Raw genomic sequence first — 25,119 nt, 5'->3', positions numbered from 1 at the left:
GTTTTGTTCCGGCAAAGTGCCTGATACGGCCGCTTCACCGATACGGGAACCGCCGTTGTGGAACATTCCCAGGCGGAGCGAGGTTGCTGCCCGCGGGCCACGACCTACGCTTGACAGGCGCCGCGGTCGGGAGAAAGTTGCACGGGCAACACGCAATGCCGGGTTGGCCCAGGCCGCCTCATGCGCGCAACAGTCGAAGGAGTATCATCTTGGCTGTCACCATCACCTCCATCATTGTCTTCCTCATAGGTCTGGCGCTTGGCGCCGGCGGCATCTGGTTGGCTTCGCTGGGCGGCAGTTGGTATTACATCGTCGTCGGTCTCGCCTTCCTGGTCGCCGCCTGGCTGCTCTACCGGCGCCGTTCCACGGCGCTCTGGCTCTATGCGGCGATCGTGCTCGGCACGCTGGCCTGGGCGGTCTGGGAAACCGGCTTCGACTGGTGGGAGCTCGGCCCGCGCGGCGGCATCATCGTGCTGGTGGCGCTGTGGCTGCTGACGCCGTGGGCGCGGCGCGGCCTTGCCGGTCCGGACGGGCGAGCGCCTTTGATCCTTGCCGTGCTGGCATCGCTGGCGGTTGCCGGTTATTCGATGACCACGGACCCGAAAGATATCGGCGGTGTGCTCGACACCGACAAGGTGATCCCCAACGCCAATCTCGGCGGCGATGTGCCGGCGGGCGAATGGCATTATTACGGGCGCACGCCATTCGGCCAGCGCTATTCGCCGCTCGACCAGATCACGCCGGATAATGTCGCCAACCTGAAGCCGGCCTGGACCTATCGCACCGGCGACGTGAAGGGCCCCGACGATGTCGGCGAGACCACCTATCAGGTGACACCGCTCAAAGTGGGCGACACGCTCTATATCTGCACGCCGCACAACTTCGCCATCGCCGTCGATGCGGCGACCGGCAAGGAGAAGTGGCGCTACGATCCCAAGATCAAGCTCGACAAGGACCGCCAGCACCAGACCTGCCGGGGCGTCTCCTATTATGCCGATGCGGCGGGCGCCGCCGGCCAGCCCTGCGCGGCGCGCGTCTACCTGCCGACCTCGGATGCGCGGCTGATCGCGCTGGATGCCGCCAACGGGCAGGTTTGCCCGGCCTTCGCGCAGGGCGGCACGCTCAATTTGTTGACCGGCATGCCGTATCCGAAGTCGGGCTACTACTATTCGACCTCGGCGCCGCTGATCGCCGGCGGCAAGATCATCGTCGGCGGCGCTGTCAACGACAATTATTCGACGCAGGAGCCGTCCGGCGTCATCCGCGCCTATGATGCGAGCAGCGGCAAATTGCTGTGGAACTGGGATTCCGGCAATCCGGACCAGACGACGCCGCTGGCGGCCGGCCAGACCTACACCGCCAACTCGCCCAACATGTGGTCGACACCGAGCGCCGACGAGAAGCTCGGCCTGCTCTACGTGCCGCTCGGCAACCAGACGCCGGACCAGCTCGGCATGGGCCGCAGCGCCAATGTCGAGAAATTCTCTTCCTCGATCACCGCGCTGGACCTCAACACCGGGCAGTTGAAATGGGTGCGCCAGACCGTGCACCATGACCTATGGGACATGGACGTGCCTGCGCAGCCGAGCCTGGTCGACATCACTAAGGCCGACGGCTCCGTGGTGCCCGCGCTGGTCGGCCCGACCAAGCAGGGAGACCTCTATGTGCTCGACCGGCGCACCGGCGAGCCGGTCATTGCGGTCAAGGAAGTGCCGGCGCCCGGCGGCGCCATCGAGGGTGACCACACATCGCCGACGCAGCCCGCGTCCGACCTTTCCTTCAACCCGCCGCCACTGACCGAGCACGATATGTGGGGCATTACCATGTTCGACCAGCTGGCGTGCCGCATCGCGCTTCACAAATTGCGCTATGAAGGTCGCTACACGCCGCCCTCGCTGCAGGGATCGCTGGTTTATCCCGGCAATTTCGGGACGTTCAACTGGGGTGGCGTGGCGGTCGATCCGGTGCGGCAAGTGATGTTCGGGATGCCGACCTATCTTGCCTTCACGTCGCGGCTGGTGCCGCGCGCCGACGTGCCGCCGCCGGGCGACACCAAGGGCAGCGAGCAGGGGTTGAACCGCAATGACGGCGCGCCCTATGCGGTGGTGATGGGACCGTTCCTGTCGCCACTCGGCATTCCGTGCCAGGCGCCGCCCTGGGGCTATGTCGCGGGCGTCGATCTTCGCACCGGCACCATTGCCTACAAGCACCGCAACGGCACCGTCTACGACATGACGCCGCTGCCGTTGCCGTTTAAGGTCGGGGTGCCCGGCATTGGCGGGCCGATGATCACCGCCGGCGGTGTCGCCTTCCTGGGTGCCGCGGTCGACGACTATTTGCGCGCCTACGACCTGACGTCGGGCAAGCAGCTCTGGCAGGCGCGGTTGCCGGCCGGAGGGCAATCGACGCCGATGACCTACACGGTCGCGGACGGACGCCAGTTCGTGGTCATCGTCGCCGGCGGCCACGGCTCGGTGGGCACCAAGCCGGGCGACTATGTGATGGCCTACGCGCTGCCGAAGTAGGCAGGCGGCGTTACCGGGCCCGGCGAGCTGACGATCAGCCGAGCCCCAGATGGCTCTTTAGGCTCGGCACCGAGCCAAGCATTTGGTTGGTCAAATCGGGGCCGGCGGCCGCCTCGGCCTGCTGGACAAGCGTCTCGCCAGCCTTCTGGATCTGCGCCAAGTCGAGGCCGGAGGCCTTGAGCGCGGCGAGGCCGTTGACCAGAGCGCCGGCCTTCTCGCCGAGAACGCCGCCAAGCGCGCCCTGCAGCGACGACATGAAGCCGCCACCGCCGCCGGCCGGGGCGGCGGCCATGACGTCATATTTCTGCGCCAGCGCATCGGCGCCCGGAATCTTGGCGAAGAAGGAGGAGGCGCTGGTGCCCTCGGCCTCGTGCTCGAGCACCGAGAAAATGGTGCCGACGACCTTTTCGGTCGTGGCCTGGTCGAGACCGGCCTTCTGCGAGACGGTGTTCACGATGTCCTGGACGTCCATGACTTCACCTCAACCTCGGGTTTTCGTGTTCGCGGGCTGGCGCTTGCGGCTGCGGACCCTGACCATCGACTTGCGGCTTGCCGCGACAACAGCCGCGCGCATCGCCAGAACGGCCGCCACTGCTGCCACGAAGGCGGTTGCCAGGATCGGCGAGGGCATGGTCATCGGCATTGTTCCTTTCAGATCGGGCCTATAGGACCGTGACCGCCAAAGGGCCGGCCGGCTAGCCAGCTTCCCCCACTATTGTGGCAGCGCCATCAAGATTTGTCACCGATGACAAAAACGTGATCATCTTCAGCCGGCTGACCGGCGGCCGCGAAGGCAGCGAGATGTCACGGTCCGGTGTCTGGACGATGAGAGGCTCGCCCCTATTTTGCGACCGGCAGGACACCGCAGTCGAGACGAGATCGAGGAAGCCCATGGCCGACGTCACCACCAAACCCGTCATCACCCAGGCAATGATCGATGCCTATGACGAATACACGCATCTGACACTGGATCGCCGCCGCTTCATGGAGCAACTGACCAGGCTTGCCGGATCGGGCGCGGCGGCGGCCGCCATCGCGCCGATGCTGGCGGCGAACTCGGCCCAGGCGGCGATCGTGGCCGAGACCGATGCCCGCGTAAAGGGCAAGGACATCACCTATCCCGGCAGCGGCGGCGAGATGAAGGGCTATCTGGTCAAACCCGCGAACCAGGCCGGCAAGCTCGGAACGGTCATCGTCATCCATGAAAACAGGGGCCTCAACCCGCATATCCGCGACGTCGCCCGGCGCGTGGCCCTGGAAGGGTTCGTGGCGCTCGCGCCGGATTTCCTGTCGCCGCTCGGCGGCTCGCCCACTGACGAGGACAAGGCGCGCGACATGGTCGGGAAACTCGATCCGGCGCAGACCGTGGCCAATGGCGTGGCGACGGTCGCCTTCCTCAAGGGCGACAAGGAAGGCAACGGCAAGGTCGGCGCCATCGGCTTCTGCTGGGGCGGCGGCACGGCCAACATGCTGGCCGTCAACGCGCCCGACCTTGCCGCGAGCGTCGCCTATTACGGCATGCAGCCGAAGGCCGCCGACGTCTCGAAGATCAAGGCCGCGTTGCTGCTGCACTATGCCGGTCTCGACGAGCGCACCAATGCCGGCATCGATGCCTTCAAGAAGGAACTCGACGCCGCGCATGTCGAATACACGGTCTATGTCTATGAAGGCGCCAACCATGCCTTCAACAACGACACCTCGGCGGCGCGCTACGACAAGAAGGCGGCCGACCTCGCCTGGGGCAGGACGATCGCCTTCCTGAGGCAGAAGCTGGCATGACCATCGCCTTCAGGCGGCCGGCGCCCAGATCGTCTCGAAGGCAGGCGACAGGGTGAAGCCCGCCGGGCGCTCCGATTTCGGCGGCGGGCGCCGCACGCCTTCCTGCAAATAGCGCAGGGCCGAGGTCAGCCCGTTCATCGTGTAGGGCTTGGCGATGACGCCGATCGCGCCGGCAAAGTGGTCGGGGATGCGCTTCGGGTTGGCGGTCATGAAAATGACCATCGAGTTTTTCCTGTCGCCAATATATTCGGCCACGTCGATGCCGGTCGGGCCGTCGGTGAGATGGATGTCGACAAAGGCGATATCGGCCTGCGTGGTATCGACCATGTCCTTTGCTTCGGCGAGCGATGTTGCCCAGCCGACGACGCTGTGCCCGGCGTCCTCGACCAGGCTCTCCAACTCCATGGCCAGCAGCGCCTCGTCCTCGACGATCAGGACCTTGAGTGGTTCAATCATGACAGGTTCCCTTTGTGCTGTGGTCCGTTGGGCATCGAGATGACAACGCGAGTGCCGGGACCGGCATCGCGCCACTCGATGTCGGCACGCAATTGGCGGGCAAGCGACTTGATCAGCCGCATGCCGAAGGAGGCGTCGCCATTGGCGCCCGCCATGCCGACGCCATCATCCGAGACCTCGATGTTCAAATGGCCGTCCGGCTGGCTCATCTTGATGCCGATACTGCCCGATCTCGTGCCGTCGGGCCTTTCCTTGAAGGCATGCTTGAGCGCGTTGGTGACGAGTTCGTTGACCATCAGTGCCACCGGCGTCGCCTTCTCGGCCGGAACGACGACGGGTTCGAGATCGAGTGTCGGATTGATTTCCGAACGTCCCGAAGCCGTGAGCAGGTCGGAGATGAGATCCTTGGCGAAGTCGGAAACATCGAACTTGCTGACATCCTTGGACTGGTAGAGCCGGCGGTGCACGGTACTGAGCGCTTCTATGCGCTCCAACATCGTGCCAAGCGAGCGCTTGAGGTTCGCGTCGGAGACGGTGCGGCTCTGCATGAGGATAAGCGAGGAAATCATCTGCAGATTGTTCTTCACGCGATGATCGACTTCATGCAGCAGCGTGGTCTGCGCCTCAAGCGCCGCTTCGAGCTCAGCCGTGCGTTCCTTGACAGCCTTTTCAAAACGTTCCTTGTCCGCGGTGATACGATTTTCCCAGAGCTTCCGGTCCGAAACATCGAGTTGCGAGGCGAAGAAGAACTGCAGTTCGCCTTTGTCGTTGGAGACCGGGCTTATGTAGAGCGCGTTCCAGAAGGTCGACCCGTCCTTGCGGTAATTCAGGATATCGACGCTGATGTCGGTTTCATCGGCTATCGCGGCGCGTATCTGAGCGATAGCTTCCTTGTCGCTCTGCGGCCCCTGCAGGAAGCGGCAGTTCTTGCCGAGAACCTCGTCGCGCTCATAACCCGTCAGGCGCAGGAAGGCTTCGTTTGCAAAGACGATCGGATTGTCCTGCCGGCGCGGATCGGTAATGATCATCGACATGCGCGTGGCGCGGATGGCCGCCGCGAAGGGGTCGCCCTTGCCGTGCTCGACATGAAGGTCGTCGGTCATGTGCCATGCGTCCGCCGGCTCCCTGGTCCGTTTCCGTTCCATAGCGTCACTCCAAGCCATTTTTCGCGGGAGACAACGGCTCAAAGCCGAATTTGGTTTCAATCTCGGGCGTTTGTCGCAGTTCGTCGCAGGCAGGGAACCGATAGAGGCTTTCCGCAACCGACCGCGAGGAGGGCGTTTTTCGGCTAGCCAGCCGAGGCCGGCCTGTGAAGCGCGACGCCGGTCACGACCAGCGCTATGCCGAGGCAATCGGACGGACCGGGTATCTGGCGCAGCACGACGACGCCGATCAGCGTTGCGGTGACCGGCAGCAGCGACAGCATCAGCGCGAAACTCGCGCGCGGCAACCGCGCCATGGCGAGCTGGTCGCAGACATACGGAATGACCGACGAGCAGATGCCGACGACGATGGCCGCGACGAGCAGCGGCGGGGACAAAAAGGCGGGCCGAGCCTGGGCGAAGCCAACGGGCAGCACGACGACGAAAGCGACCGCCATGGCCGCACCCAGGCCAGCGATGCCGTCGCCGGTGCCCGCGCGGGCGACACGGTGGCCAAGCACGATGTAGCCGACAAAGAGCGCGCCGTTGAGGAACGCCCAGACCAGCCCGACCGGGTCGCTTGACCATTTGACGTCGATCAGCAGCAAGGTGCCGGTGACGGCGACGGCAAGAGCGGTGAGATTGCGGGTGCTTCTGAAGCCGGCGAGCGCGACGCCGATGGTGCCGACGAATTCGATCGCGGCCACCAGCGAGATCGGCAGGCGGTCGAGCGCCAGGTAGAACGAACAGTTCATCACCGCCAGGCAAGCACCGAAGGCAACGAGCAGGAGCCGCGTCGGAGAATCGGCGCTGGCGAAGGTTCGCCATGGGCGGGTCAATGGCGCGAAGACCAGGGCCGCGGTGGCTATGCGCAGCCACGCCATGCCGAGCACGCCGACATGCGCAAAAAGAAGCACGGCGAAGGCTGGGCCGAGATAGTGGAAGACAGCGCTGACGGCGAACCAGATATGAGGCGGCAATCTTGTCGCAAGCCCGGCTAGGGCCTGGCTGGCAGCGGCAGGGCTGGAATGCGGGGCTTGCCTCTGGTCATCCACGGGATCAGTATCGCAGCCAACCCTCCCTATTCATATGGACGATGACTAGATTTCCCAATCATTCGTTTCACCTAAGCAAGGACTTTTTCATGAAACGCCTTCGAAACGAAAACATCGATCTCGACGCGGCCGACATGAAGATCCTTCGCCTGCTGGAAGAGGACGCGCGCATCAGCACCGCGGAACTGGCCCGTTCGGTCGGCCTGTCGGCGCCAAGCGTGGCGGAGCGCATCAAGCGGCTGCAGGAGAACGGCGTGATCGAAGCCTATTGCGTCAGGATCAACCCCGCGGCGCTCGGTCTGAACCTGTCGGCGTGGCTGCGCATCCGGCCGGTGCCTGGGCAATTGTCAGTCGTGGCCGAGATCATCCGTGAGTTGCCGGAGATCGCACAATGCGACCGAGTGACCGGTGAGGATTGTTTCATCGCGCTGGCGCATGTCGGCTCGGTCGCCGAGCTCGAACGGGTGATCGACCGCATCATCCCCTATGCGATGACCAACACGGCGATCATCCAGTCGTCGCCGGTGATCGCGCGCTCGCCGCTGGCGGCGATCGGCAACGGCACTAAGCGTGGCCGCGCTTCAGGCGGGCGCGCTTAAGGATGCTGCGCCAGCGGATCATGTCGAACGGGATCGGTTCGTTGTTGTTGGCGATGTGAAAGATCTCGTTGTCGACATTCTTGAGCGAACGCCAGAAATCGTAGTCCGATATGCGCGGATCAGCCGCCAGCCTATCCACTTCGACCTTGATGTCGGTTTTCATGCACGTTCCTCGAACCGGCTTCGCCGCGCCGCCCGCTAAACAACCCTTGTGCGGACGTTTTCGACCGCTCCGCTGAGTCGTTCAACGGCTCAAATGGCTTGTTCCCGTTAAATCCTCGGTAAGGTTAATGCGGGTGCGAGGTGGCTTCAAGCACGCGTCCCGGCCGATTTCAGGAACCCGCCGATTTTGGATCGCGGGTGTGGCTTTGAGGCCAGACCCGGTCGCCTTGGGCTTCGCCCTATTTGCGCTTGATCCCGATCGAACGGCCGGCGCGCTCGGGCATCGGGAGCACGGAGTGGGCGGCGCGCATGGCTTCGATCCTGGCCAGCACGTCGGCCGGGAAGGGCGCCACCTTCGGCCCCGACATGTCGACATGCAGCGACAGGGTTTCGGACGTAGCGGCGAGCCAGCCGTCGACATGGCGGATTTCCTGATAGGCCCGCAGCCGCTTCTCGTCATGGTCGATGAGCTGGAAGGAGACCATGACCTTGTGGTCCAGGTGCAGTTCCCTGACGTAGCAGACATGGACCTCGGCGGTGTAGATGGTGAGCCGCCGCTCTTTCACATAGTCCAGACCCATGCCCATCGCCTCGAAGGCCTCGTCCGAGCAGCGGTCGAACAGCACGTTGTAATAGGCCATGTTGAGATGGCCGTTATAGTCGATCCAGTCCTTCTCGATGTCCATGGGCTTGGAGACGAAGGGGGCGGGAATGGACATCGAAACTTCCTTGTTCTGGTGCTGGACAGAGCGTGGCCGGTGAGTGTCTTTACATTCTGACGCAATTTCGGATGGAAAACCGCTTCACACTTTTCCTGAAATTGCTTTAGGCATCCATACTCGCATAACAAGGGTGGACGCTGGTCCATTCGCGGAGGAATTCATGGCTCTGAGCGACCTCAATCCGGTCGAACGCAACGAGGAAGGCATCGCGGCGGTGCTCGGCATCCTCAAGCAGCGGCTGGGCGAGCGCTTCCAGACCGGACAGGCCATCCGCTCGCAGCACGCGCACACGACCACCTATATTCCGACGCAGGCGCCCGACGGCGTCGCTTTCCCGGAGACGACGGCCGAGGTGCAGGAAATCGTGCGTGCCTGCGCGGCGCATCGCGTGCCGGTGATCGCCTTCGGCGTCGGTTCTTCCCTGGAAGGCCACACAAATGCGCCGGGCGGCGGCATCTCGGTCGACACATCGCGCATGAACCGCATTCTTTCGGTCAATCCGCAGGATCTCGACTGCACGGTGGAACCCGGCGTCACGCGCGAGGATTTGAACCGGCATCTGCGCGACACCGGCCTGTTCTTTCCGATCGATCCGGGTGCCAATGCCTCGCTCGGCGGCATGGCGGCGACGCGGGCTTCCGGCACCAATGCGGTTCGCTACGGCACGATGCGCGAGAACGTGCTGTCGCTGACCGCCGTCATGGCCGACGGCGAGACGGTGACGACCGGCAAGCGGGCGAAGAAAAGTTCGGCGGGTTATGATTTGACCCGGCTGCTAGTCGGCTCCGAGGGCACGCTCGGTATCATCACCGCGCTGACCCTAAAGCTGCAAGGTATTCCGCAGGCGATCTCGGGCGGCGTCTGCCCGTTCCCGAGCGTCGAAGCGGCTTGCAACGCCGTCATCGCGACGATCCAGATGGGCATTCCGGTGGCGCGCATCGAATTGGTCAACGCGCTGCAGATGCGGGCGATGAAGACCTACTCCAAGCTCGATTATCCAGAGAGCCCGTGCCTGTTCGTCGAGTTTCATGGCAGCGACGCAGGCGTTGCCGAGCAGGCCGAGACCTTCGGGGCGATCGCGGAAGACAATGGCGGCGGGCCGTTCCTGTGGACCAGCGTTGCCGAGGAACGAACCAAATTGTGGAAGGCCAGGCACGACGCCTACTGGGCGTCACTGACCTTGCGGCCGGGCGCCAAGGGCCTGTCGACCGATGTCTGCATACCGATCTCGCGCTTTGCCGAATGCGTCATGGAGACCGAGGCCGACATTGCCGAAATGGGACTTATCGCGCCCATCGTCGGCCATGCCGGAGACGGCAATTTCCACGTGCTGGTGCTGATGGATGTCAACGATCCCACGGAAATCGCGCTGTCGGAAAAATTCGTCGCGCGGCTCAACATGCGGGCGATCGCCATGGAGGGCACATGCACCGGCGAGCACGGCATCGGGCAGGGCAAGATCGGCTTCCTGCGAAGCGAACTCGGTCACGGCGTCGACATCATGCGCACGATCAAGCAGGCGCTCGATCCGCAAAACATCATGAATCCGGGTAAGATCCTGCCTGACGCGGGCTAAGGGCACCGCGACGAGCGCGCCTTGACCGCGCAAGGCGGCAAGGTCGTGCAGGCGAAGCGCGACGCACGCTAAGGGGGGCGGTTAGAGCCCGCCAACCGCCGCTCTACCCTGCAGTGGGAAGCTGCTCCTGGACCTCCTGCGCAAGCGTCTGCAGCATGGGACGGGTCGGGGCGAAGAATGTCGTGCCGGTGTGCGGCGTGGAGACATCGAGCAGCCGGTCGTAGGCGCCGGGCGGGTCGCCGACATACATGCGCTGCAGCATTTTCTCCGTGACCCAGAGATATCTGCTGTAGCCGATGAAGTAGGTGCCGAATTCGTTCCGCCCGGGCCTGCCGAACGGCATGTTGTCGCGCAATATGTCGTGTTCGTTGCCATCGGCATCGACTACGGTTGCCAGCGACTTGTGCGATTTGCGCGGCGCGTCGTCATCGTCGATTTCGATGTTGTCGATCTTGGTGCGGCCGATGATTGCCTCCTGCTCGGGCGTGGGAATGCGCGCCCAGGCCCGCATGTCGTGCAGATATTTCTGGACCACGACATAGCTGCCACCGGCGAAATCGGCGTCCTCGTCACCGACCAGCGCCGAGGCGGGCAAATCGAGGCCGGCCGGGTTGGCGGTGCCGTCGACGAAGCCGAGCAGGTCGCGGGCGTCGAAATAGCGAAAGCCGATCACTTCGTCGACGACGCTGACGCCGGGACCAAGCCTGTCAAGCAGGATACGCTCGAATTCGAAGCACATGTCGGGCCGCTCGGCGCGGATGTGAAAGAGCAGGTCGCCCGGTGTCGCTGGCGCCGAATGGACCGCGCCCTTGATCGGCGCGAACGGCTTCAGTTCCAGCGGCCGCCGGCCGGGGCTGAGCCGGTCCCAGAGATCGCGCCCGATGCCGGCGATGCAGGACAGGCGCCCGCCGAGATCGCGGAATCCGACAGTCTTGACCAGATCGTCGAGTTCGCCGAGCACGGAACAAACCCTGGCCAGAGCCGGCTGATCGCCGGCGACGGTGCCGACAAGGAAAATCGCCGACTGCGATAGCGGGGCATCGACACTCTGCGCATCGATCGGCACGCGATCCCAGTTCTTGCCCGACATCCGAGAATCTCCGCTTTTAGCGGACTTGTTTCAGATCGTCCGACATGACGCAACGGGATGAATTGCCTCTTTATCGACACGCGGATGCGGGTAGAGTGCGGCAGAATTGCAATCAACCTGTTCGGAGCTGATGCTCGCACGCCTGTTCGTGATCTTCGGTGGCCTGTTCGTGCTGGTGCTGCTTGCGGCGCTGGTGGTGCCGCACTTTATCGACTGGACCGGCTACCGCGCCGAGTTCGAGCGCGAAGCAAGCGCAATCCTCGGCCGCAAGGTGACCGTGCAGGGCGACGCCACGGCAAGGCTGCTGCCGTTTCCCTCGGTGACCTTTTCCAACGTCGCCGTTGCCGGTGGTCCCGACGGCCGGCCGGCCATGACCGTCGAGACGTTTTCGATGGACGCGGAACTCGCACCCTTCCTGCGCGGCGAGGTGCTGATCTTCGACATGCGGCTGGTGCGGCCGAAGGCGACCATCGACATCGCCGCCGACGGAACCGTCGATTGGGCGATGCGCCCGTCTTCGCCCTTCGACCCCGGCCAGGTCACGATCGAGAAACTGACGGTGACGGAAGGGCAGATCGAACTGCGCCATGCCGCCGGCGGCCGCAGCCACATCTTTTCGGAGATCAACTCGACCATTTCGGCCAAGTCGCTGGCCGGTCCCTGGCGCATGGACGGCACGTTGCGGCTGGACGGGTTGCGGACCACTGTCGCGGCGTCGACCGGCAAGGCCGAACCCTCCGGGCAGATGCGGTTACGGGTGAAGGCGGATCCCGACGCCTATCCGCTGGTCATCGAAACCGACGGCAATGCCGGCATCGTCAAGGGTGCCGCCGTCTATTCCGGCCAGTTCAAGATTTCGGGCGCGGACAAGAATAGTGCGGGCAAGAATTCAGCCGAGTTGCGCGGCACGGATGGCGAGACGGTGAAGGTCAGCACCGGCAAGTCCGATCCGGGCTTCCGGCTGAACGGCAAGTTCTCGCTCGACCATCAGAAGCTTGGCGTCGACGAATTCCGTTTCGAGACCGGTCCGCTCGACAATCCCTATACCGCCGATGGCAAGGCCTCGGTCGATCTCGGCCAGAAACCGAGCTTCGCCATCGAGGCCAATGGCGCGCAGGTTCAGTTCGACGAGGCGGTGGGTGCCCAGGCGGGTACAGGCCTGACACTGGATCAGCGCATCGCCGGGCTTGAGCAGGCGCTGCTCGATCTGCCGAAGCCGACCATTCCCGGCACGGTCGAGGTCAAGCTGCCGGCGGTGGTGGCCGGCGACACCACGGTGCGCGATGTTCATCTTTCGGCCGAACCGGTCGGTGACGGGTGGTCGGTGAAATCGCTGGCCGCGACCTTGCCCGGCCGCACCAGACTGGAAGCCGACGGCATGGTCATGCTCAACGTGCAGGGCCATTTCGGCTTTACCGGCTCGTTGCTGCTGGCCGTGGCGCAACCTTCAGGTTTTGCCGCCTGGCTGTCGAAGGATGTCGACGAGGCGATCCGCCGTCTGCCTGCCGCCGGTTTCAAGGCCAAGGTCGATCTCTCGGAAAATCATCAATCCTTCAGCGATCTCGAACTGATACTCGGCAAGGCGAAGTTTTCCGGCCGCATCGATTCCAGCCAGCCTGAAGACGCAAAGCCGTCGGTGCTGATGCGGCTCGAGGGCGGCGATCTCGATGTCGATGGGCTGGCGGCCTTCGCCTCGATCTTCGTCAGCGACAAGGGCGCCAATCGTTTTGCCGACAGCGACCTCGATTTCCAGATCAAGGCCGGCCCTGTCAGCGCCGGCGGCTTGACCGCCGACACGGTCGATACCGCGCTCAGGCTGCGCGGCGGACTGCTCGAAATCGACCGGCTGTCTGTCGGCGGGCTGGCCGGTTCCTCGATCAGCGCCACCGGCCGCATCAAGGATTTTCCGGCGAGCCCGACCGGCAAGCTCGACGCCTCAGTGGTCGCGGTCGACCTCAAACCACTGATCGATGTCGCGGCACGGCACTATCCGGACAATGCCGTGCTGAAGGGGCTCGCAGACCGCGCCGCGGCTTATCCCGACTTGTTCCAGGACGCGCGCGTCGACCTCGTGGCCAGTGCCGCCGACAATGGCGACGGCACCACGGGCCTGGCGGTGAGCGGGCAAGGCAAGGCCGGCGGCTCGTCCTTTTCGGCGTCGCTGTCGGGGAAGGGCGCGGTGGACAGGCTTGCCGACGCGCCAGTGACACTGACTTTCAATGCCCGGAACCCGGACGCAACCGCCTTGCTCGCGCTCTATGGCCTGCCGGCGCTGCCGCTCGGCATGCTGGGTGAAGCAAGCACCGATATTCAGGCCAAGGGCACGCTTTCCGGCGGTCTGGCGACGAGCTTCAGCCTTGCCGGCAATGATTTCAAGGCCGGCTTCCAGGGGATGGTCGCCGACACGCCGCAAGGCCCGACGGCCAAGGGCAAGATCAATCTCGACGCCTCCGACATCGAGCCATGGCTGATGACGACAGGCATCGGCCTGCCCGGCATGGGCGCCGGCATGTCGACATCGCTGGCCGCGCAGGCCGACTACGGCAACGGCCTGCTGGTGCTCTCCGGGCTCAGCGGCGCCATCAACGAGGCGGCGGTGTCGGGCGACATCAACCTCGATGTCAAGCAGGGGGTCGACGGCAAGGACGGCGTGCCGCATCTGGCAGGAGCGCTGGCGCTCGACGAACTCGACCTCGATCCGATGGCGGTGGCGCTGTTTGGCGATTCCGCTTTTCTCGTGGACAAGAACGGGTCCGGCAAGAGTGACAATGCCGGCAAGAGTGACAATGCCGGCAAGAGTGACAATGCTGACAAGAGTGACAATGCCGACAAGAATGACAAATCCGGCGCGTGGCCGTCGGCGCCGTTCAGCCAGAAGTCCAGCCTGCCGTTCACGGCCGATCTCGACCTGACCACGGCTTCGCTGACCGTCGGCCCGCTCGCCACCGCCTATGACGCGGCGCTCTCGCTCAAGCTCGACCCGGAAGGCATTCGGGTCACCGATCTCAAGGCCAAATTCCTCGGCGGGGCGCTCTCCGGCCTGTTCGATCTGAAGAACAATGACGGTACCGGGCTTTTCACCGGACAGATGAAACTGGCGGGTGCCGATCTGGCGAACGTCTTGCCGGATGCGGGCATCGGCGGCGTCGGCGATTTCTCGACGACGCTGTCGACCAGCGGCAAATCCGTCGACGCTATGATCGCCGCTCTATCGGGATCCGGCACGGCGACGCTGAAGGACTTGCGGATCGCTGGCGTCAATCCTGACGCGTTCGGCGCATTCCTGGCCAAGGCGGATGCGATCGGACGCGATATCGACGCCGCCAAGACGGCTGGCTTCGCGCCTGACATCGCCGCCGACGGAAGTTTTGCCGCCGGGAACGCCGAGGTCGCCTTCACGATAGCCGGCGGCACGCTCAGGGCGCCGCCGATCAGCCTTGAAAACCCGGCGGCGACCTTGTCGGCCGACATCGCGGCGGATCTCAATGCCAGCACGGTTTCCGCCAAGGGCGCGGTCACCTATCGGCCCGGCGACGAAGCGCTGGTCGGCTCCGAGCCGGCCGTGAATTTCACCGCCGAGGGGCCGTTCGGCGCCGTGAAACGGCAGTTCGACAGCGAGCCCCTGGCGCAATTCCTGACCCAGCGTGCGCTGGAAAAAGAACAGCAGCGCGTCGAGGCCATGCAGGCCGCGCTGCTGGAGAAACAGCGGCTGCGACGCGAAGTGCGCTATTACGCGGCCCTTCAGGACGCCCGCGACAAGGCGGCGGAGGAGCTGCGCCAACAAGAGGAAGCGGCGCGCCTGAAGGCGGAGGCCGACGCCAAGGCGAAAGCGGAGGCCGACGCTCAGGCCCAGGCCGAAGCTCAGGCCCAGGCCGAAGCGGATGCCAAGGCGAAGGCCGACGCGGATGCAAAAGCCAAGGCCGATGCGGAGGCCAAGGCGGCGGCGGAACAGCAGGCAGCGGACGAAGCGGCCAAGGCGCAGGCCGAGCAGGAGCGCCAGAAGGCGGAGGAGGCGATGCGCATTGCCTCCCAGGAAAAAGCCAGGCTCGAAGCCGAGCGCAAGGCGGCGCAACAGGCGCCCAAGGCCGAGCAGGTGCCCGCCAACGACAATCCGCCTCCGGCCAAGCCGAAGGCCAATCCGTTCACGGTCGACAATCTGCTGAAGTCACTGCAGTAGGCAGCAGAGCTAGGCTTTCCGGTTGCTCACCGCCAGGCAATCGTCTCAAGGACGAACGTTTCGGCGCCGTCGGCGACGTATCTGGCGTGGCGGAAGTCGCGGATGGCGGCAAGCTTGCCGCCCTGCCAACTCAGCAGGATGAAGTATGCCGGTGCTGCCGTCGGGTCCTTGGGATCGCGCACGAGGATTGCCGGACGGTCCTCGACGAAACCAGCGTGAAAATGCCAATCCCGCACCCTGGAATAATTGCCGAAATAGGTGGCCACCTCCTTGCGGCCGCTGAGCCTTGCCCTGGCCACCAGTTCCAGCCGCACTTCGTCGGCCAGCATGTCTCGCACGGCATCGAAATCGCGGGCGTTGAAGCGATCGACATAGGCGTCGAGCAACAGGCGCTCCGATGCACTCAGCCTGGGAACAGGACGATCGTCCTGTTCGTCGGCGAGCTCACGCAGCCGGCCACGGCCACGATGCAGCGCTGCCTTGATCGCGGGGATGCTGGTGTCGAGTATGGTGCTGATCTCCCGCAGCGAATAGCCCAGGACATCCATCATGATAACGCTGCTTCGCTGCGCGACGGGAAGGCGCATGAAACTGTGCAATCCGGCTGCCGCGGCCTGCCGGTCGGCGATGGAATTCGCAGGGTCGGCGATCATGTCCGGCTCCTCCTCGGAGAAAGTCCTCTCACGGGCGCGGCGGCGCAAAAAGTCGAGCGCCGCATTGTGGGCAATGCGAAACAGCCAGCCTTCGGGATTGTCGATCGGGGCGGTGCCGGCCAGAGCCTCGAATGCCTTGGCCAGCGCCTCCTGCACGACGTCCTCGCCATCGACGACCGAGCCTGTCATCCGGGCGCAGTAGCGATGCAGTTTGGGGCGCAATTCGCCGAACAAGCGGTCGAAAGGCTCTGGGATTTCGCCTGGATTGTTCATGCACCGGCCATTCTCGAAACGGTTCTATTCGTCCAGCATCCGATAGTGGCCCACCACTGTCATCACGTCACGCTGCGGAGGGTCGATGCAGCGATCCATGATGCCACTTTGGAAGGCCTGGAAGGCGGCAAGTCCTGTGATGAGGTCGGCATGCCCGTCGGTTTCGGTCTCGACGAGATGGACGAAAGTGCCGTCGCCGGAGCGCCAGGTCATGTAGCGAACGCCTTCCGGCGATTTGCCGCGCAGTTCCTCGAACACTGCCTTGACCAGGCGCTCGTTCTCGTCGGCCCGCTCCGGTTTCGTCTTGTAGCGTATCAAATGGCGTTTCATCGCATCGGCTCCCTTGGCTGTCGCGTGTCCAAGACGCGGCGGCCAGGCCAAAGGATTCGGATTCCGGAAAAAAAGTCCCGTATCGGCCCGCACGGATGCTGGACGTCAGTCCTGGCTCCGATCGAGCAGGCGCCGCAGCATGGGTTCGATGCGCGAGAGCTCGTCGAGATGCGCGGCCGACAGTTCGGCCAGGCAACCGTCGGCGCGCTCGGTCAGCCGCAGCAGCACGCGGCGGTGGTCGTCCTTGTCCTGGTCGCGAGCGACCAGTCCTGCCTCGCCGAGACGGTTGACCAGTTCGACGGCGCTGTGGTGACGGATGCGCAGGCGTTCCGCCAGGTCGCCGACCGTCACCGGCCCGCCGCCGGGATATCCCTTGATCGCCAGCAGCGCTTGGTGCTGGCGCGGGGTCAGACCGGCGTCCTCGGCCTGCACCTGGCTGAATTCGAGGAAGCGGCGGATCAGGTAGCGGAACTCGGACAGCCGCTGGTAGTCGGATTGCCTGATGGCTGGGCGTGGTGTCTTGGGCTGCGTCATATCGGAGATGTCTTCGTTTTCCGGTGAAAGCTCAAACGAAATTTCGAGCGAAAGCCGCTTGAACAGATATATCGTGTTACGATACATAACCGGCCTACAACCGGCTGGCCACTTCGACCGTGCCGCAGAACCCGAGACACGGCCGCCGCCAGGAAGCAAAGCCACCATGAAGACCCATAACTCCAATCCCGACCACCTCCGGGATTTCACCACAGATGCCCGAGTGCTGCTCGTCGCCGCGATAGCGGTGGTGGTGGCGACGGCCGGGCTGTTTGCCGGCGTGGCGCTTCTGAAGCTGATCAGGTTCGCCACCAACATCGCCTATTTCGGCCAGTTCTCGCTTGCCGAGCTGAAGCTGCAGGATACGCCGCTCGGGCTTGCCGCCGTCATCGTTCCGGTCATCGGCGCGCTGATCATCGGCCTGATGGCGCGCTATGGCAGCGAAAAGATCCGCGGCCACGGCATTCCCGAGGCCATCGAGGCGATCCTGCTCGGACGCTCCAGGCTGGACGCCAAGGTGGCGATCCTGAAGCCGCTGTCGTCGGCGATCTCGATCGGCTCCGGCGGGCCGTTCGGCGCCGAGGGTCCGATCATCATGACCGGCGGCGCCATCGGCTCGTTGATCGCGCAGATGCTGCCGGTCTCGGACAACGAGCGCAAGACATTGCTGGTTGCGGGAGCGGCGGCCGGCATGACCACCGTGTTCGGCACGCCGATCGCGGCCATCATGCTGGCGGTCGAATTGCTGCTGTTCGAATGGACGCCACGCAGCTTCATCCCCGTGGTGGTGGCGGCCATCGTGGCCGAGGTGGAGCGCACCATGCTGCACATGCCGGGGCCGATCTTTCCGTTCGCGGGCAACATGGCTATCTCCTTCCTCGGCCTTGGCGGCTGGGTGCTGGTCGGCATATGCGCCGGCCTGTTGTCCGGGCTGCTGACCCAGATGGTCTATGCCTGCGAGGACGGCTTCCAGAAGCTGCCGATCCACTGGATGTGGTGGCCAATGCTCGGCGGCCTGGTGGTCGGCATAGGCGGCTTGATCGACCCACGGGCGCTAGGCGTCGGCTATGACAACATCGCCGACATGCTGGACGGCCGCACGATCGCGACGGCGGCGCTGCTGCTGCTGGCGGTCAAGGCCATCATATGGTCGGTGGCGCTCGGCTCGGGAACCTCGGGCGGCGTGCTGGCGCCGCTGTTGATCATGGGTGGCGCGATGGGGGCGGTGCTTGCAGGCATCCTGCCGGCGGCGGACCCGGGCTTCTGGGCACTGCTGGCAATGGCCGCCACCATGGGCGGCACGATGCGGGCGCCGCTGACAGCCACTTTCTTCGCCGTCGAGCTGACCGGCAACACTCATGTGCTGGTGCCGCTGATCGCGGCTTGTGCCGCCGCGCAGGGGGTCACCGTCCTGCTGATGAAGCGTTCGATCCTGACCGAGAAGATCGCCAGGCGGGGGCACCATCTGGTTCGCGAATATCGCGTCGACCCCTTCGCGCTGGCCAGGGTGCGCGAGGTGATGACGTCAGAGGTCGAGAGCGTGCCGGCGACGATGACGCTGCATGGTGCGGCCGCCTTCCTGACCGCGCCGGAAACCCGCCATCCGAGTTTTCCCGTAATCGATGAAAATAGGCAGGTGCTCGGCCTTATCGATCCGCCGGCGATCCTGCGCTGGCGCCGTGCCGGTAAGCACCGTAGGACAACGCTCGGCGAGCTGCTGGCCGGAAGCAAGGTGACGCTGGCCCATCCCGACGAATATCTGGAAGGCCTGTCGGACAAGCTAGTGACAGCCAATGTCTCGCATCTGCCGGTCGTGGAGCGTGAGGATGGAAGGTTGGTCGGCTATATCGGCTGGAAGGATCTGATGCGCGTGCGCTCGCGCAAGCAGGCCGAGGAGCGAGAGCGCTCCACCTTGCTCGGCTTCGGACGCGGGAAAAAGGCGGACGCGGCCGAGCGTGCGTAAGTTCAGGCGCTCGTCGCGCGCTTCGCCCATTCCAGGACATGCAGCCTGAGCGCCGAGGACAGGTTGGTGTCACGGGGCCGGGTCTCGTCGATTTCGGCGACGAGGGCGGCGAGTGTCAGCTTCCTGGTCGCCGCGATGGCGACGAGATCGTCATAGAAGGGCTTTTCGAGGGAATAGCTGGTGCGATGGCCGCGAATGGTCACCGAGCGCTTTTCGACGGCGCTCATTGATCGTCAGGCTGGGTGGGCTTTTCGCGGTGATGGCCCGCGACAAACCTTTCGCTCTTGTCGGCGATCAGGCGGTCGCGTTCCTTTTCGGCCTTGGTGCGACCGTGCAAGGCGCGATTCCGGCTGGCCGTTTGTGCCTTGTCGTCCCGCGCCTTCTGCTTGCGAGCCTGGCGGAGATTGACGATGTCGGCCACGGACCGCGAGCTATTTCTTGCGGAAGGCGTCGAGCGAGACCACTTCGGCGCCCTTGGTGCCGGCATCCGCCGCGGTTGCCTTCTTCTCCGCTTCGGCGGCGGCCTTCTTCTCGGCCTTCGGCTTCTTCTCGGAGACGATGGTCAGCGGCTCCGGCGCCGGTGCTGCCGGTTCTTCGTCGGGCTGCGCATCGGTCTTGACGTCGAATTCGAGCTCGAAATTGACCGAGGGGTCGTAGAAGCCGCGCACGGCCGAGAACGGGATTTCCAGTTTCTCCGGCACGTCGGAGAAGGAGAGACCGACCTCGAAACCGGTGTCGGTCACCTTCAGGTCCCAATACTGGAACTGGATGACGATGGTCATCTGCTCGGGATAGCGCTCGCGCAGCCGCGACGAGACGCGCACGCCCGGCGCGCCGGTCAGGAAGGTGATGAAGAAATGATGGTTGCCGGGGAGGCCGGTGCGCGCGACCTCTGCCAGGACCTTGCGCATGACGCCGCGCAACGCCTCCTGGNCTCCTGGGCCAGAATGTCATAGCGAATGTGGTCGTCGGCCATGTGACGGTCGGGTTCCGTTGAATCGTCCGCATAGCTGTAATCAAGCTTGGGCGCGGCGTAAACCTGATATAGACCGCCGCCGCGCCGAAGCGAGGACTATTGCGAATGATTTGATCGGCAAGGCGGTTTGGCGGCAACGCCAAATGCTATGCGTTAGCCAGCGCAGCGTGTCTTTTGACGCTGGTCGGGGAAGGGCGCTTGCCGAAAGCGCGCAGGAAGGTGCGCACTCCGTTTGTCGCCGATTGCACCACCTCATCCTCGCTCGGCGTGCCGCCGAGCATGAAGGTGGTCTGCAGTTCGGCATTGACGAGGCCGAGGAACTGGCGCGCCGCGACATCGGGATCGTGGATCGCGAGATAGCCGCCATAGGCGAGGCGGGCGAAGCGGGCGGCGATCGCCGGCCATGTCCTTCCGGGTCCCTGTTCGCGCCATTCGGCAAAGAGCTCGGGATAGCGCTCGCCCTCGGTCTGGATCAGCTTGCGCAGGAATTTTCCGTCGCGGTTGCAGATGCAGTTCTGGTTCAGGCGCACGGCAAAACCGATCAGGTCGGCCTCGAGATCCCCAGGCTGATCGGGAAAGGTGGCGATGGTGGCGAAAATGCCGGCGTTGCAGCGCTCGGTCAGGTCGCGCACGACCGCGATGAACAGCTTTTCCTTGTCGCCATGGTGGTTGTAGACCGTCTGGCGCGACACGCCGGCCTCAACCGCGATCAGGTCGATATTGGCGCCGGCGAAACCTTCGCGGCAGAACACGCCGGCAGCGGCGTCGACGATCGACAGGCGCTTGGCCTCGTGGCCGCGTGGCGGGAAAGTGTCAGGAGAAACGCCCGATCTCATGAAAATCCATATAGAGGTGATTGACCATTTAGACAAGACTGTCTAAATTTGTGGACATGATATAAGGGGATTTCGCTCCGGAGACGAATAAATTTGCTCCAGGAGTAGGAAACCCACGGGATGGAACGTCCTAGGGTCAGACGTCGCCTGGCGGCGGCAAGCAGATTCGAAAGAAGCCATTATCATGAATCCCAAATTCCTCCGCATCGCGGTCGTGCTCGGCCTGTTGTCCGCCATCGGTCCGTTCGCCATCGACATGTATCTGCCCGCTTTGCCGTCGATCGGCACCGATCTGCATGCCGGCACCGCCGCCGTGCAGATGAGCCTTTTGATCTTCTTCCTGTCGATGGGCTTCGGCCAGATCGTCGTCGGGCCGATCTCCGATATGGTNCAGATGAGCCTTTTGATCTTCTTCCTGTCGATGGGCTTCGGCCAGATCGTCGTCGGGCCGATCTCCGATATGGTCGGCCGCAAGCTTCCGCTCTATGGCGGCCTGGCGCTGTTCATGGCCGGCGGCATCGGCTCGGCAATGGCGCCGACCATCGAGTGGCTGATCGCCTTCCGCTTCCTGCAGGGGCTTGGCGCCAGTGCCGGAATGGCCATTCCGCGCGCCATCGTGCGCGACCTGCACACCGGCAATGAGGCCGCCAAACTGATGTCGCTGCTGATGCTGGTGTTTTCGGTGTCGCCGATCCTGGCGCCGCTGACCGGCAGCCAGATCATCGAGAATTTCGGCTGGCGCGCCGTATTCTGGACGGTGACCGGCGCGGCGGTGCTTGCCACCATCCTGCTCGCGACCTCGCTCAAGGAGACACGGCCGGTGGAAGAACGCGTCGGGTCCTCCTTCGGTACAGCCCTTGCCGGCTACCGCTTCCTGATGGGCGACCGTAATTTCCTCGGCCTGGTGGCGATCGCCGGCTTCGGCATTGCGAGCTTCTTCGTCTATCTGTCGAGCTCCTCCTTCATCCTGATCGACCATTACGGGCTGTCGCCTTCGGTCTACAGCGTGTTCTTCTCGATCAACGCGGTTGCCTTTATCGGCATGTCGCAGTTGACGGGCCTGCTTTCCCAACGGTTCGGACTGAAGCGTGTGGTGTGGGTGGCGGTGACCGGCTACGCGACGACGATGGTTGTGCTGTTCGCGATCATGGCGACGGGCGTCGACCGGCTGGACGTGATGGCGGCCCTGCTGTTCGTCGGCTACGGCTTCCTCGGCTTGGTCATCCCGACCACATCGGTGTTGGCCATGGAAGAGCATGGCGAGATCGCCGGCACGGCGTCGGCGCTGATGGGCACGCTGCACTTCGCCATCGGCGCGCTCGCCATGGGCGTCGCCGGTGTGTTCTTCGACGGCACGCCGCTGCCGATGGTCGCCGGCATCACGCTCTGCGCGGTGATCTCGTTCGCCCTGGCGAAAGTCACGCTTGGCCGTTCGCGCGAAGCGGTCGAAGCGCCGGCGGAATAGGAAATCCTCAATGAACCAGGAGCGGCCGGGTCGATCCCGGCCCTCTTTGTGTCGAAGCCGGCGTTTGCCTCCGCGTTGACGACCGCGCTCTGGTTGCTGACGCTCAGTTGAGTTCCTGGGCGAGGCCGATGAGAAGCCCTTCAGGCCCACGGATGTAGCAGAGCCTATACACGTCCTTGTACTCGACAACTTCGCCTACGAGTTGCGCGCCGCGCGTGCGGAGCCTTGCAAGCGTGTCGTCGATGTCGTCCACGGTGAACATGACGCGGAGATAGCCCAGGGCGTTGACCGGGGCGGTCCGGTGATCCGCGACGACAGGCGGCGCGAGGAAGCGGGACAGCTCCAGCCGGCTGTGGCCGTCCGGCGTGCGCATCATGGCAATCTCGACATGCTGGTCGCCCAGTCCGGTGACGCGCCCGGCCCATTCTCCTTCGACCGTGGCCCGCCCTTCGAGCTCGAGGCCGAGTTCGCGAAAGAAATCGATCGCCCCTCCGAGGTCTTCGACGACGATTCCTACATTGTCCATCCGCTTGAGCGCCATGTTTTCGATCTCCAAGGGGCGTTTCAGTTTACAAGGTATCGCCTGGTCCAACAACGCACAGGAAAGGCCGGACCCGTCAGACTTTTTTGTCCATTGATGAAGGGATGCGCGACTGTTTCGCGGCTAAGCGGCCACGCGAAATCGGCCAGAGCCGAGCCTGCCGTTGCGTGACGATGGTGAATAGAAAGAAGTGGAGGTTTCTGTTGCCAGGTACCTCCGAACCCCGCCTAGAAGTGCGAACCCCTAGGGCTTGATTTGAAGCTATCGCACTGCATTAAGCAGCGAGACGTGCTTCCGCATAGTTGTCGTTGGCAACTATAAGTTTAGCCCGATGACGGTGGTACAATGCCGGGCAAAAGTACGATCTTTACACCTTCGTCGATCCTATTTCGCCCCCAGCAAAAACCGCTCTGTCCTCAACAGCGGCTTTTGGTGGAGGCGCCGGGTACCGCCCCCGGGTCCGAACGGCTTATTTCATCGCCCATTTATCGCCATAGTCGGTCAAGCCGACAAAACGAATATAGGGGGGCTCGCGCGGAAATGAAAGGCCGCAATGGTGCTTTGTCCCTGTGTCAAATCGCGACGCCAAGGGTTGACTTGGGCGCGGTCTCAACCGAAGCTTCGCCGGCGGTGAGGAGTTGCCGACCTAGCGCACAAGTTGCGATGCGCGCCACAGCCCTCATCGATCGGATCCGTGGCGCCGACGAGGGGAATTCTGATGGCCGACTATCTTGCGGATGTGAAGAAATATGACGCTGCGGCAAGTGCCGATGCGGTCGAAAAAATCGTCAAGCACCTGGGCATTGCGCTGAGGAACCGCGATTCCTCGCTGGTGTCCTGCACGGATCCGAAGGAATTGGCCCGGGTCAAGGAGAGCTGGGTGGCCAAGAAGCTCGGCGTCAGCGACGGGGCGAAGGCCGACGCGGCAATCGAGAAGACCTGCAAGGCAATGCATGCCGACAACACCAAGAACCGCGTGACCTTCTACTATCTGGTGGCCAAGGACCTGGGCAAGCTCGGCTCCCTCTGAGACCTTGGTTACTCATTCTGGCGGCCGGCTGGCGATTTCCGCGCTTCCGGTTCGCCGGGGAGGATTCTGGGCAGGCTTCGTTCCCTGCTGAATGGGGACGATCTCAGACAAGCGTGGCGTCAGCGCCTATATGCGCTATGATCGACGAGATCCCGAATCGAGCCCAGAACCGATGCGCCAGTATCTCGACCTCCTGCAGCATGTGCTGGACAACGGCGCCGATCGCGGCGACCGCACCGGCACCGGCACGCGCTCCGTCTTCGGCTACCAGATGCGCTTCGATTTGGCGCGCGGTTTTCCGGTCACCACCACCAAGAAGCTGCATCTGAAGTCGATCATCCATGAACTCCTATGGTTCCTCGCCGGCGACACCAACATCAAGTACCTGACCGACCACGGCGTTTCCATCTGGGATGAGTGGGCCGACGGGAATGGCGATCTCGGCCCCGTCTACGGCAGGCAGTGGCGGTCCTGGCCAGACGGCCATGGCGGCTCGATCGACCAGATCGCCAATCTTCTCAAGGAGATCCGCCGCAATCCTCAATCGCGGCGGCTGATCGTCTCGGCCTGGAATCCCGCCGAGGTGGAAGCCATGGCGCTGCCGCCTTGCCACTGCCTGTTCCAGTTCTACGTGTCCGAGGGCCGGCTTTCCTGCCAGCTCTACCAGCGCTCCGCCGACATCTTCCTCGGCGTGCCGTTCAACATCGCGTCCTACGCGCTGCTGACGCTGATGGTGGCGCAGGTGACCGGGCTTAAGCCGGGCGATTTCGTCCACACGCTTGGCGACGCGCATCTCTACTCGAACCATTTCGAGCAGGCGCGCGAACAGTTGCGGCGCACGCCAAGGACCCTGCCGACGATGTGGATCAATCCTGAGGTGAAGGACCTTTTCGCCTTTCGCTTCGAGGATTTCCGGCTGGAAAACTACGTCGCCGACGCGTCGATCAAGGCGCCCATTGCGGTCTGAGCGGCGGCCTTCCGGTCGATGCCACCATCGCGTCCGCGGCCTTGGCCACGGCTTAGGCCTGCTTGCCCTCTTCGGGCTTGAGGTCGGCGACGGCTTCGTTGGTCGAGGCGGTGACGATGGCGCCACCGATGTCGATGCGGACATGCGAGGTGGTGGCTCCCTTGACGATCTCGGTGATCATTCCCTCGAGGACATTGCGGGCGCTGATCTTCATTGGAGTTCCTTTCGCGGCGGCGGTCTTATCAGAGCAATCATGCAGCGCCAGACG

General features: G+C 64.0%; 25 protein-coding genes, 1 other RNA gene and 1 pseudogene. 9 read left to right on the top strand and 18 right to left on the bottom strand.

Annotated features, from left to right (window positions below; genetic code table 11):
* Positions 1-209 precede the first annotated feature (209 nt).
* Entirely contained in the window at positions 210-2,525 is a 2,316-nt protein-coding gene (locus X739_RS163440) for a glucose/quinate/shikimate family membrane-bound PQQ-dependent dehydrogenase (RefSeq protein WP_023792114.1), read from the top strand.
* A gap of 34 nt (positions 2,526-2,559) precedes the next feature.
* On the opposite strand, the gene X739_RS163445 is transcribed toward X739_RS163440, so the two are convergent.
* Positions 2,560-2,997, bottom strand: coding sequence for a hypothetical protein (locus X739_RS163445; RefSeq protein WP_023782684.1), 438 nt, complete (start codon positions 2,995-2,997; stop codon positions 2,560-2,562).
* Between the two features lie 9 nt (positions 2,998-3,006).
* Complete coding sequence (locus tag X739_RS1000000169895; protein ID WP_023792110.1) at positions 3,007-3,162, bottom strand: hypothetical protein; 156 nt, start codon at positions 3,160-3,162, stop codon at positions 3,007-3,009.
* A gap of 254 nt (positions 3,163-3,416) precedes the next feature.
* Here X739_RS1000000169895 and X739_RS163455 point away from each other — a divergent pair, with 254 nt between their 5' ends.
* Positions 3,417-4,304, top strand: a complete 888-nt coding sequence (locus X739_RS163455) for a dienelactone hydrolase family protein (protein ID WP_023792103.1) — start codon at positions 3,417-3,419, stop codon at positions 4,302-4,304.
* Between the two features lie 9 nt (positions 4,305-4,313).
* On the opposite strand, the gene X739_RS163460 is transcribed toward X739_RS163455, so the two are convergent.
* The 3 genes from X739_RS163460 to X739_RS163470 all read right to left on the bottom strand — a co-directional run bounded on the left by X739_RS163460 (position 4,314) and on the right by X739_RS163470 (position 6,957).
* On the bottom strand, positions 4,314-4,760 hold the full coding sequence (locus X739_RS163460; protein WP_023782682.1) for a response regulator: 447 nt from the start codon (positions 4,758-4,760) through the stop codon (positions 4,314-4,316).
* Positions 4,757-5,863 carry a histidine kinase dimerization/phosphoacceptor domain -containing protein gene (locus X739_RS163465; protein WP_198026127.1) on the bottom strand — a complete coding sequence of 369 codons (1,107 nt, stop codon included), beginning with the start codon at positions 5,861-5,863 and terminating at the stop codon, positions 4,757-4,759. The genes X739_RS163460 and X739_RS163465 overlap by 4 nt, the downstream gene beginning before the upstream one ends.
* A gap of 185 nt (positions 5,864-6,048) precedes the next feature.
* Entirely contained in the window at positions 6,049-6,957 is a 909-nt protein-coding gene (locus tag X739_RS163470) for a DMT family transporter (RefSeq protein WP_023792094.1), read from the bottom strand.
* A gap of 89 nt (positions 6,958-7,046) precedes the next feature.
* Here X739_RS163470 and X739_RS163475 point away from each other — a divergent pair, with 89 nt between their 5' ends.
* Positions 7,047-7,556: an Lrp/AsnC family transcriptional regulator gene (locus X739_RS163475; RefSeq protein ID WP_023792091.1), complete on the top strand. Its 510-nt coding sequence runs from the start codon at positions 7,047-7,049 to the stop codon at positions 7,554-7,556.
* Here X739_RS163475 and X739_RS163480 read toward each other — a convergent pair.
* Together X739_RS163480 and X739_RS163485 are read right to left on the bottom strand one after the other, a co-directional pair.
* Complete coding sequence (locus tag X739_RS163480; RefSeq protein ID WP_015317249.1) at positions 7,522-7,719, bottom strand: hypothetical protein; 198 nt, start codon at positions 7,717-7,719, stop codon at positions 7,522-7,524. The genes X739_RS163475 and X739_RS163480 overlap by 35 nt on opposite strands.
* Positions 7,720-7,957: 238 nt before the next feature.
* A complete protein-coding gene (locus X739_RS163485; RefSeq protein ID WP_023769702.1) occupies positions 7,958-8,437 on the bottom strand; it encodes a thioesterase family protein in 480 nt (159 codons plus the stop codon).
* Positions 8,438-8,600: 163 nt separating this feature from the next.
* Between X739_RS163485 and X739_RS163490 the strand changes: the two genes are divergently transcribed.
* The gene (locus X739_RS163490) at positions 8,601-10,016 is read left to right on the top strand and encodes an FAD-linked oxidase C-terminal domain-containing protein (protein ID WP_023792087.1); all 1,416 of its coding nucleotides are present in this window, start codon (positions 8,601-8,603) and stop codon (positions 10,014-10,016) included.
* A 103-nt stretch (positions 10,017-10,119) separates the two neighbouring features.
* Here the strand turns inward: X739_RS163490 and X739_RS163495 are convergent, their stop codons facing one another.
* On the bottom strand, positions 10,120-11,106 hold the full coding sequence (locus X739_RS163495) for a Dyp-type peroxidase (RefSeq protein WP_023792084.1): 987 nt from the start codon (positions 11,104-11,106) through the stop codon (positions 10,120-10,122).
* A gap of 130 nt (positions 11,107-11,236) precedes the next feature.
* On the opposite strand from X739_RS163495, the gene X739_RS163500 reads away from it, so the two are divergent.
* Entirely contained in the window at positions 11,237-15,283 is a 4,047-nt protein-coding gene (locus X739_RS163500) for an AsmA family protein (RefSeq protein ID WP_023792080.1), read from the top strand.
* A 26-nt stretch (positions 15,284-15,309) separates the two neighbouring features.
* Here the strand turns inward: X739_RS163500 and X739_RS163505 are convergent, their stop codons facing one another.
* From X739_RS163505 to X739_RS163515, 3 genes are all read right to left on the bottom strand, one after another.
* Positions 15,310-16,209, bottom strand: a complete 900-nt coding sequence (locus X739_RS163505) for a sigma-70 family RNA polymerase sigma factor (RefSeq protein WP_023769706.1) — start codon at positions 16,207-16,209, stop codon at positions 15,310-15,312.
* Positions 16,210-16,233: 24 nt separating this feature from the next.
* Complete coding sequence (locus X739_RS163510; protein WP_023769707.1) at positions 16,234-16,539, bottom strand: hypothetical protein; 306 nt, start codon at positions 16,537-16,539, stop codon at positions 16,234-16,236.
* A 105-nt stretch (positions 16,540-16,644) separates the two neighbouring features.
* Entirely contained in the window at positions 16,645-17,073 is a 429-nt protein-coding gene (locus tag X739_RS163515) for a helix-turn-helix domain-containing protein (RefSeq protein WP_031247585.1), read from the bottom strand.
* A gap of 166 nt (positions 17,074-17,239) precedes the next feature.
* On the opposite strand from X739_RS163515, the gene X739_RS163520 reads away from it, so the two are divergent.
* Complete coding sequence (locus X739_RS163520; RefSeq protein ID WP_023769709.1) at positions 17,240-19,036, top strand: chloride channel protein; 1,797 nt, start codon at positions 17,240-17,242, stop codon at positions 19,034-19,036.
* A 2-nt stretch (positions 19,037-19,038) separates the two neighbouring features.
* On the opposite strand, the gene X739_RS163525 is transcribed toward X739_RS163520, so the two are convergent.
* From X739_RS163525 to X739_RS163535, 4 genes and pseudogenes are all read right to left on the bottom strand, one after another.
* The gene (locus X739_RS163525) at positions 19,039-19,263 is read right to left on the bottom strand and encodes a ribbon-helix-helix domain-containing protein (RefSeq protein WP_015317259.1); all 225 of its coding nucleotides are present in this window, start codon (positions 19,261-19,263) and stop codon (positions 19,039-19,041) included.
* On the bottom strand, positions 19,260-19,457 hold the full coding sequence (locus X739_RS163530) for a DUF4169 family protein (protein WP_023769711.1): 198 nt from the start codon (positions 19,455-19,457) through the stop codon (positions 19,260-19,262). Before X739_RS163530 ends, X739_RS163525 begins: the two co-directional genes overlap by 4 nt.
* A 10-nt stretch (positions 19,458-19,467) precedes the next feature.
* Positions 19,468-20,012, bottom strand: a pseudogene (locus tag X739_RS01000000165745) (SspB family protein).
* 146 nt (positions 20,013-20,158) lie between these two features.
* Positions 20,159-20,848, bottom strand: coding sequence for a TetR/AcrR family transcriptional regulator (locus X739_RS163535; protein ID WP_023769714.1), 690 nt, complete (start codon positions 20,846-20,848; stop codon positions 20,159-20,161).
* Between the two features lie 184 nt (positions 20,849-21,032).
* Between X739_RS163535 and X739_RS163540 the strand changes: the two genes are divergently transcribed.
* Positions 21,033-22,313, top strand: coding sequence for a multidrug effflux MFS transporter (locus tag X739_RS163540; protein WP_023792073.1), 1,281 nt, complete (start codon positions 21,033-21,035; stop codon positions 22,311-22,313).
* Between the two features lie 103 nt (positions 22,314-22,416).
* On the opposite strand, the gene X739_RS163545 is transcribed toward X739_RS163540, so the two are convergent.
* Positions 22,417-22,854, bottom strand: coding sequence for a VOC family protein (locus X739_RS163545; RefSeq protein WP_023792070.1), 438 nt, complete (start codon positions 22,852-22,854; stop codon positions 22,417-22,419).
* A 189-nt stretch (positions 22,855-23,043) separates the two neighbouring features.
* Positions 23,044-23,404: a transfer-messenger RNA gene (ssrA, locus tag X739_RS1000000167550) on the bottom strand.
* A gap of 168 nt (positions 23,405-23,572) precedes the next feature.
* Between ssrA and X739_RS163550 the strand changes: the two genes are divergently transcribed.
* Positions 23,573-23,884: a DUF2853 family protein gene (locus tag X739_RS163550; RefSeq protein ID WP_015317265.1), complete on the top strand. Its 312-nt coding sequence runs from the start codon at positions 23,573-23,575 to the stop codon at positions 23,882-23,884.
* A gap of 172 nt (positions 23,885-24,056) precedes the next feature.
* Positions 24,057-24,851, top strand: a complete 795-nt coding sequence (locus X739_RS163555) for a thymidylate synthase (protein WP_023792066.1) — start codon at positions 24,057-24,059, stop codon at positions 24,849-24,851.
* Positions 24,852-24,903: 52 nt separating this feature from the next.
* Here the strand turns inward: X739_RS163555 and X739_RS0133650 are convergent, their stop codons facing one another.
* Positions 24,904-25,065, bottom strand: coding sequence for a TOBE domain-containing protein (locus tag X739_RS0133650; RefSeq protein WP_031247587.1), 162 nt, complete (start codon positions 25,063-25,065; stop codon positions 24,904-24,906).
* Positions 25,066-25,119 lie beyond the last annotated feature (54 nt).

Origin of the sequence: Mesorhizobium sp. LNHC209A00 (genome assembly GCF_000502915.1) — a bacterium.
Classification (GTDB): domain Bacteria; phylum Pseudomonadota; class Alphaproteobacteria; order Rhizobiales; family Rhizobiaceae; genus Mesorhizobium.
This window is presented reverse-complemented; position numbering and strand designations above follow the sequence as displayed.